2 protein-coding genes are annotated in these 3,187 nt (G+C 14.7%); both read right to left on the minus strand.

Features of this window, described 5'->3' with window-relative positions; all coding sequences use genetic code 11:
- The coding region (locus GJT96_RS02095) for a UvrD-helicase domain-containing protein (protein ID WP_169780548.1) at positions 1-1,776 on the minus strand (1,776 nt) is incomplete at its 3' end.
- Position 1,777: 1 nt separating this feature from the next.
- On the minus strand, positions 1,778-3,187 hold a 1,410-nt coding region (locus GJT96_RS02100; protein WP_169780549.1), incomplete at its 5' end, for a PDDEXK family nuclease.

Genomic DNA, 3,187 nt, shown 5'->3' on the forward strand with positions numbered 1-3,187 from the left:
TTCAAAAACATGATTAGAATTAGATAAATAAATAAAAGGTAAATTAAATTTTATAAATTCTTTTTGTAAAATTATTGCTTCGAATCTATTACGAACTATAACAGTTATATCTGAAATATTAATATTTTTTTTTTTATTATTTTTTTGAAAAAAAGCTTTTCCTTTTTTTCCTAAAATTATTAATTGACATATTTCATATGCACAAATATATGATATTTTTTTTCTATATGAATTTATATCCATTGTTTTATTAATAAACCAAAAAGTTATTCCAGGTTTTATTTTATTATTAATAATAAAATAATCATTTAGTTTTTTTGGTTTATATTTAATAGGATTAAATACTATATTTTTAAATAAAAAAGGATAAGTTCTGTTAGAAAATAATTTATTAATACCATTAATCATTGTACTAGAAGAACGCCAATTATATGTTAATGTATAATGTTTTTTTATTTCTGATGAAGCTTTTAAATAAGTAAAAATATCAGCACCTCTAAAAGAATAAATAGCTTGTTTAGGGTCCCCAATAAGTATCATTAAATTATTTTTTTGATTAAAATAAATTTTTTTTAAAATATTATATTGTTGTATATCTGTATCTTGAAATTCATCTATTAATACTACAGGAAATAATTTTCTTATGTCTTTTATAATTTGAAGACTAAATTTAGTATTTAAACTTTTATTTAAAATATTTAATAAATCATTAAAACTTATTTCATTATTATTTTTTTTTTTTTGTAATACAAATTTTTTTATATATTTAATAGCTTTAATAATTATTAAATATTTTAAATTAATAATTTTATTTATAAAAAAATCAATATATTGAAATAATACATATTTAGGTGAATTAATTTGGTTAATAGTATTATTAATTAATATTTTTTGAGAAAATCTAAATAATTCTTTAGGAAGAAAATTATCTTTAGTTTCTAATAAACTCCATTTGTTAATAATATTTATCCAATTTTTTATAAATTTTTTATTATAAATATGTTTGTTAACATTAGAATTATTAATAATATTAATTATTTTGTCTTTATATTTTATCCAATATTTTTTTATATTTTGAATATATTTTTTGTTTTTATAAAATTGTACACAAATATTTTTATTTTTAAAAGGATATTTTATAACTGGTAATTTTTGTTGTGACAAAAATGGTAATAGTGATTTTAATAAATCATCTGGATTTTTCCAATATAATAAAATTATTTTTATTATTTCTTTAGGTAAATCATATAAATATGTTCTCCAAAAAATTATAGAAGCTTTTCTTTGTAAAATTAATTCATCACTAATAATTTTTTTATTTAATAAAAGATCATAAATTTCATAATTCTTTAAATTTAAAATTTTCTGACAAAAAGAATGTATTGTATAAATAGATGCATTATTAATATTATTTTCAGCTTTTAATAATAAAATATTAGCATTTTTATAATCTTTTATTTCTTTAATAAGATTATTTATTACATTATATTTACTAATTCTTTGTATACATCCAATTCTTAAAAGATAAATACTATTTTTAATTTTTTTATATAAATTTTGTGTTGCAATATCAGTAAAAGTTACTACTAAAATTTGATCTATATTTAATGGTTTTGTATTAATTTTTTTTTGATGTAAACCTAATAGCATTCTTAAATATATAATAATAATATTAAATGTTTTACCAGTACCTGCTGATGCTTCAATTAAATATTGACCCTGTAAATCTTCTTTAAAAGAATTAAATTCTTTAAAATTTGTTAATTTTTTTATCATATTATTTATTAATACTATAGTATAATAAATCAAACATCCATTTTTTTATTAATTGTTTAGTATCTAACCAGTTTTTATGATTTAAATAAAAATTTAATTTTTGAAAATACGGATCATTACATTCGTTCATAACGTTGTTACTATTCCAAAAATAAAAAAATTTTTTTTTTGATTTATTTTGTATATAAGTATCTAAATTAATATGTTTTTTTATTTCATCATAACAACTTTTTATCCAAATCCAAGAACTTTTCATAGGTAATAAAATAGGATTATTTAAACCATAAATATAACCATTAATATATTTCTCTAATAAAAAATAAGCTTGATTTTTTTCTAAAAATTGAAAACTAAATTTTGTATTTTCTATACCATGAATGGATAAAAAAAATTTTTTATTATTATTTATACATAAAATTAAATGATTAATCCATAAACTAATGATAGATTTAATATCTATTTTTTTTGGTTCCAAAATAATATAGTTTTTTTGATAACTAAAATAGTTAATATTGCCTTCTAATACAAGATTAGAAATATTTAAATTAATTTTATTAATTTTTTCTACATATTTATATTTTTTAAATTGATTATTAAATAATTGATTTATCTTATAAATTTTTTCTTCCCACCATATTTTACCATAATATCCATAAGGTAAAATACCTTTATTTAAATAATAAAGATATAAATTATTAATGTTTTTATTTAATAAAAACGTATGTAATATTTTTTTTTTTATTAAAAATTCTTGTAATGGATTAATTTTAAATGATTCTACATCAAATATAGTTATATCATGTAAATTTTTTAAATATACTTTAAGTCTTTGATTAAAAAAACCTTTAACAGGGTGTTTCCAAAAATTAATTAAATTATTAATTGATAATTTATTAATATTAATTGATCTTAATTTTTTAAAATTATTAAAACATAACATGTTTTGTTTTTTTACTAGAATACTATTCTGATATTTTCTATAAAAATATTTAATAAAATTATTTTTTAAATAATAATTATTTGAAATATATAATAATAATTCATTAATTAATATAGATATATTATCATTACTTAAATTACTATTTGTATAACTAATAAATAATTTATTTTCTGTAGAAATAATTAATTTTAATAAAATATTTTTTTCTTTATCTAAATAATTTTTTTTATTTTTATTAGAAAATTTATAAGTTAAATCAAAAATTATAGGATTTATTTTTTTTGGTAGAAATTCATTACTCATTCCTATCATAAAAACTTTTTTAAAAGACATATTTTGAAATATATGAAAAGGACAAAAATTTATTTTATTTATACAAAAACAAAAATTTTTATATTTTTTCTTAATTAAATAATTAATTTTTTCTATTATTATGCTAATAGAAATTTTTCTTTTAATTTTAAAATTTAG

The sequence above is a fragment of the Enterobacteriaceae endosymbiont of Donacia piscatrix genome (genome assembly GCF_012569525.1).
In the GTDB taxonomy this organism is placed as follows: domain Bacteria; phylum Pseudomonadota; class Gammaproteobacteria; order Enterobacterales; family Enterobacteriaceae.